Raw genomic sequence first — 5,854 nt, forward strand, 5'->3', positions numbered from 1 at the left:
AAATACATCAAATATATCCTGTCAGATATGCCAGGGAGTACATTTCTTGAAAATCCGGAATATCTGGATGACTATCTACCATGGGATCCCATGGTACAGGAACGGCGCCGATGACCACTGCCCTTTTATTATAGAGGGTTGGTGGTTATTTTTCTATCCACTATCTTATTTGACGCTTACCATGCTCCATACGTAAATGCGGTGAAATATCAATTATTACTTTATTCTGCTATACTACTCTGATAGATAATACATAGTTATCCACAAAATTGATCAGGGGAAATTATATCAATAGTAAATACATTCATAATTTGATTTAGGGGATGATATAGATTTGAGAGTTGGAATTTTATTTCAAGATGTCAATAATAAAAAAATACCTTGGCAAAAAAATGCACAAATATATAACCGCACGGTGAGCAGGACATTAGATATGTCTATGGCTCTTACAGAGGTTGGATATGAATCTATCGTATTCTCATCTTTAGAAGACTATTTTAATAAGTCACTTGCAGAACCTGTTGATTTAGTCTTTCCTTGTATAGAATGCTGTTTTGAACGTAATGCTAATGGATTTATTCCAAGTATTTTACAGATGAAAAATGTTCCTTTTATTGGAAATGACTCTTACATAAATACTATTGTTTCTGATAAATATTTATTTTCAAACATCGCAAACTTTTTGGGAATACATACTCCAAAAGCAGTTCTAATTAATAAATGTGATCAAGTGAATTTAATAAATCACATTCAAGAAATAGAATTGCCTTGTATTTTAAAATATCAATATGGTTCTATGAGTTATCATACAACAAAAGTATCTGACTTTATTCAGTTAGAAAGACAAATAAACTTTATGATTTCTCAAAAAAATGGACCAATTCTATGTGAAGAGTATATTGAAGGAAGAGAGTTAAGTGTTCCGGTAATAGGTACTGCTCCAAACGAACAGATATTAGCTGTAATTGAATATACAGATTCTAATAATAAACCACTAGAAATATATGATGATTTCTGGAAAAGGGATAATGACTTTCAAGTAAATCTGAATCCTTTAGATGTTTCCCTTCCATCAACTAAGGAAATCATTTCCTCTGTTCGTAAAATTTATAAATATTTAAAATATAAAGACTATGCAAGATTTGACTTTCGTTTGAATCCGCAAGGAGTGCCATACTTATTAGAAGGAAATCCGCTTCCAGCTTTAGCATATGAAAGTGCATTTGATCCTTATTCTTATGGAAAAAATATGTCTTTTGAGGCAGTATTATCCCAAATTGTAGAAAGTGCTGCAAAACGATATAGGCTATAGGGATCAAAATTATATTTTATTGAGTACAGAAAGGAATCACCTATGAAAATATCAAGTTTAAATATTCGAGAAATTTTAGATTTAGATGATATTGAAGAAAATGAATTACGTTATTCAAAAGAATACGGTTATCTTCCCTTTAATATTTCAACATGGAATCCTTCTGAACAGTTTTCAAATAAATATTTATTGAATCGTATACAGTTAACTCCATTTGATTATATTCCATATTTATATTCATATGAATTGGATCAATATGAATTAAATTCTGCAAAAACAAAATTAGGTGCTAATAATTGTTTTGGCTGTATTATTTCCAACACAGGAACATCATCGATATCATTGGTAACATCTGTACTAAAGGAAATCGGCATTAATCGTATATTAGTTATTTGTCCTGTTTATTATTCAGTTTTATATAATTTATTTCAAAAGGGGTTAGAAATAATTAAAACTCATCTACTACGCACAAACGAAGGTTATAGATTACCTCAAACACAAATTATCCAACTAATTGATAACATTGACGCAATTTGGCTAACAAATCCCATTTACAATACCGGCTTGTATATGGCAAAGGAAGATATTGATTTTTTAAAATGCAAAATACCTTCACGAGTTGTTTTGATTTGTGATGACTGTTTTGCTTCTGCAGGTTATGAAATGATTAGGAACTTTAGCAATCATACCAACTATATAAGTATTCATGATCCATTAAAACAAATTATGGTTAATGGTTTGAAATTTTCTTGTGTATTATATTCGCTTCAATATGAGCGTGTTTTTGAACAGTGGTCTGATATTATATGTGGAAGTTTATCATATTCAACAGTTCAAAGCATGATTTTTTTTAATTCAGATAATTTTACAAACATTAGGTTACAATTGTACCAACATTTTCAAGATATGGATAAACAATTAGAAGACATTAACGAGAGTTTTCCTTTCCTTTCCCTTGATAAAAACATATGTTATGGTCATATGCGTATGTGCTATTTCCCGAATTTATCTTATAACTATTTACAAAATAAAAAAGAGATGTATCAATTTATGAAGAAAACGGGAACCAGTTTAATACCCGGTAACCGTTTTCATTTTCCTAGTACATGTGGTTTTTGTTTTCGCGTTAATTATGGACGGGAATGTAATGAGTTCTGGGACTCTCTGATACGAGTTTTTCATTATCTATCCTTTTCAAACTAAACCCTCATGCCCCTGCTTCGTGGTGCCACCATAAATATAAGTCAGCCGAAATTTGTTAATACTTCATAAATTTTATTTCTGTGATAGCTGGTAATTTGTGCATAGGCATGAGGCTTATAAGTAATATAAAATTATTTAATTACTTTCCGCAGAAATATCTTTTATATTTTGAGCATTTATTCCATTATAAGAAAGATCATGCAACTCCGAAGGAATTTTTATTGATAATAGCTTAGAGATGATGGCCTTAGCCAACTCTTCGGAATCATCTCTCTCATAGACATCCAAATAATACTTACGTGGGAGTTTCTTAGAAAATAACACTTCTGTAGAAGCTCTCAATTTTATTAGGTGTTTTACTCCTCCCGTCAACAGCAATGTACCAATGTTAAATGCTGCCAAAGCTGCCAAAGGCATAATGATCCACACAATATAAGATCCAATCTCATCTTTCACAAACTGTATATTAGGAATGGATGATGTATTATATACGTATTGATACAATGTGTTGAATACCTGTACAATGTCTTGTTTGGGCTTTTCCTGAAATGTTATTCTCACCTGATATTTGGTGTTATTACCAATCAAATTATTTTGATATGTCGATAATTCATGAATTATTGAATTATATATCAAACAGATATTATTGTAAAACAGAAGAACCGTCTCATAATAACTATCATTCGTAGAAAATTTGTATAATAATTCTTTAAAAAACGAAAGTATCTGTTTTAAAATTAATAACGGGAGCATTGATTCTTTTCTCATTGCTTTTAGAACTTCATAAAGGTAATGGAGTTCATCTGGAGACAAATATTGCCCTTTTTTATACCGTTCATTTAAATTATCCAATAATTGTTCTGTGCTTAGAAATACATTTTCTTTTCTAAAAGATGTCTGAAAAGTAAAAATTTCCAAGCATAATCTTTTCTTAATCAAGTATTGCGTGTAATTTTTGTAAATATCTTTTTGGGCATCTGTAATTTCCCTTCCCAAACTCAAAAAGCTTATGTTATCTAGTTCCGTTTCCTGTATTCCCCAGAGGCTTCCAAGTGTTTCTAAATTCATTTTTGTATTTATGAATTTACATTTTATTGCAATATTATAGTCAATTGTACAATTTCCAAATACACTATTTATGCATTTAGACATTTCAAAGTTATTGAATTTAGTTGTACTTCCATTTAAATCTATATTAGTAAAAGATGTTTCTATAAAATTGTTATTAGCAATGCGAGAGCTAATGAATGGTATATTATACAACATACATTTAAAAAAATTAACGTTTTCAATTTCGGATAATGTAAAATCACAATTCGTGAACTCGCAATTCGTAAATTTACAAAAACATAAATCTATGTTTAAAAATTTGCATCTATAAAATTTGCAATTAATTATGCGAAGATTAGTTAAACTAGAACGGCTGAAGTCACAACCATCAAGCACAGAATCTTGTATATCTACATTCTGTATATTACTTCTCTGAAAATCATAGTTTTCGTAATTTTTCTTTTCAATAATTTGATGCATAATAACTAAATGCTTAGATTCTCTATCCATAATGCTTCTCCTTATCCCAAATCAATAAGAATATAACATGATAATACCATCCATATTATCTTACTTTAAAAGTCTGTCGCCCACTAGGCAGCATGAATTCAGGGATGCCAAATGCGCCCACCAGACTTTCATGGGTAGTGGTGCGTTCGTGGTCGGGCGCATGGGGGGGTATTATCAAAGCTAATGGATAACTATGTATTATCAGTTACAAATTTCCCCTTATTTATATATTATACCCCATTAATACATAATAGTAAAGCAATATTTTCCACTTTTTGCCATTCCCCACATATTTTTTCCTTCTATATCCCTGCCGCTACAGCAGCAAATGGTTAGGTAACAAAAATAATTACCAACCTCGCTTTCTTCTGCCGTAATGAAATAAGAAAACCCTGGGCTGCAATCCAGGGCTAAATTGTGTATCTATGATGGATAATTGATTATTTTCTTTTTCCTCCTGGCATTATAACATACTGCATCCAAATACAATATCCACTATTTACTACTGTTTCATGTTCCTTAAACATCCTGCAGGAACCCAACAAGTTTTTGTTCTTCCCGTGCTTGATATGGCCATCCAGCTACGCGCCCTGATGTCTGTCTCCAGCTCCGGAATACTTCATAGTCCGCAATGGGGCGCCATCCTTCTCATCTACTCAAAAATACCGGTTATTACAGGAACTTCCATCCTTTTTGTGTCAGGGCTGAAAATTCGGATGGCTCTCTTTTGGGAATCACATCATGTCAGGGGGACTCCAATTTTTGCTATCTCGACAAAAAATGCCTTTTTCCTCAGGTTGAATGCTGTTTTCTCTGTCGGTTTAAGACGGCCTTCCTTGTGGGGCATCGACATAGCCTCTGCCTCGTTGTTTTCCATAATACACAGGGACGCCTTGTTTTCCCGAGCCCCCACCAGCTATGCCGTACTCCTTCAACGGCCTGCAGGCGGCCATTAGCCCCCTTCTTCCCTTAGTTCCCATTAATCGTCCGGATCCTTTCCTAAATATTTGCTTTGCCGGGATCCCCTTCCTGATTAAACGCACCGCCCGTTTTAAGAGCTAATCGTCCTGCCCTTCCGTGCCGTTATACCCAAAATCTCCCTGAAAAACAATATGATTTTCGTGGACAAGCCCGGAGAACATCCACACAGGCTACCAGAAAACCGGGAAGACTCTCCAAAGAAGAAACGGATGGCCTCCCACCCGTTTCTTTTCTTCCCTTACTTGCCCGGATTCCTCACACCGAAGCTCCTCCTGATATCCCAGGCCCAGGCTGCCGCATCAGCATACAAATGTAGCTTTTGCGAATCTGAGAATCAATATAAAGCGAATTACTCCAAGTACCTGTAATATCTCACAAAAGTCAGGAATGTGTCATCCGGTTGATTTTAAAGCGCCTGCTTTTGTCTCCTTCTTTCCGGCGGATTTTACGCAAAAAGAGACATCGTTCCATTTTCTGTATGGGATGCCTCTCTGATCTGCGGCAAAATAGCCGCTGTTATTTGGCTTTCCTGAAATTTTATCAGGAAGAAACATGTGTGTCTCCGGCTGAAATGTAGTGTCTGGACTTAAGGAATCTTCCCTATCTGCGCTTCTGGCGTTTGGACCAGAATAAAAATGTGTATGGTCTGTGGACTGCATAAATCAGCTTTCACGATCACTTTATTACTGTATATTGTGTTTATTAATGTTTTTTATTCTATATATTATGTTTTCAATCATATTAAATACATACCATCCGATTCAAAATATGTCACACTTGAACAAACGGAAAGTTAGT

Annotated in this window: 5 protein-coding genes; 2 read left to right on the forward strand and 3 right to left on the reverse strand. The window is 33.8% G+C overall.

The annotated features are described in order from the left end of the window. Positions 1-334 precede the first annotated feature (334 nt). Together NFS31_RS25930 and NFS31_RS25935 are read left to right on the forward strand one after the other, a co-directional pair. Complete coding sequence (locus tag NFS31_RS25930; RefSeq protein ID WP_251501732.1) at positions 335-1,312, forward strand: ATP-grasp domain-containing protein; 978 nt, start codon at positions 335-337, stop codon at positions 1,310-1,312. Positions 1,313-1,354: 42 nt separating this feature from the next. Next, complete coding sequence (locus NFS31_RS25935; protein ID WP_251501734.1) at positions 1,355-2,515, forward strand: hypothetical protein; 1,161 nt, start codon at positions 1,355-1,357, stop codon at positions 2,513-2,515. 135 nt (positions 2,516-2,650) lie between these two features. Here the strand turns inward: NFS31_RS25935 and NFS31_RS25940 are convergent, their stop codons facing one another. The 3 genes from NFS31_RS25940 to NFS31_RS25950 form a co-directional block, all read right to left on the reverse strand. Next, a complete protein-coding gene (locus NFS31_RS25940) occupies positions 2,651-4,075 on the reverse strand; it encodes a pentapeptide repeat-containing protein (protein WP_251501737.1) in 1,425 nt (474 codons plus the stop codon). Positions 4,076-4,814: 739 nt separating this feature from the next. Further along, positions 4,815-4,952, reverse strand: coding sequence for a hypothetical protein (locus NFS31_RS25945; protein WP_251501741.1), 138 nt, complete (start codon positions 4,950-4,952; stop codon positions 4,815-4,817). Between the two features lie 496 nt (positions 4,953-5,448). Beyond that, entirely contained in the window at positions 5,449-5,715 is a 267-nt protein-coding gene (locus NFS31_RS25950) for a hypothetical protein (RefSeq protein ID WP_251501745.1), read from the reverse strand. Positions 5,716-5,854: the final 139 nt, after the last annotated feature.

Origin of the sequence: Otoolea muris, from assembly GCF_943193115.1 — a bacterium.
GTDB classification, from domain to species: domain Bacteria; phylum Bacillota; class Clostridia; order Lachnospirales; family Lachnospiraceae; genus Otoolea; species Otoolea muris.

Excerpts from the sequence above, each read along its gene's own strand:
- NFS31_RS25935 (WP_251501734.1), top strand. The coding sequence starts at position 1,355 with ATGAAAATATCAAGTTTAAATATTCGAGAAATTTTAGATTTAGATGAT.
- NFS31_RS25945 (WP_251501741.1), bottom strand. The coding sequence starts at position 4,952 with ATGGAAAACAACGAGGCAGAGGCTATGTCGATGCCCCACAAGGAAGGC.
- NFS31_RS25940 (WP_251501737.1), bottom strand. The coding sequence starts at position 4,075 with ATGGATAGAGAATCTAAGCATTTAGTTATTATGCATCAAATTATTGAA.
- NFS31_RS25950 (WP_251501745.1), bottom strand. The coding sequence starts at position 5,715 with ATGCAGTCCACAGACCATACACATTTTTATTCTGGTCCAAACGCCAGA.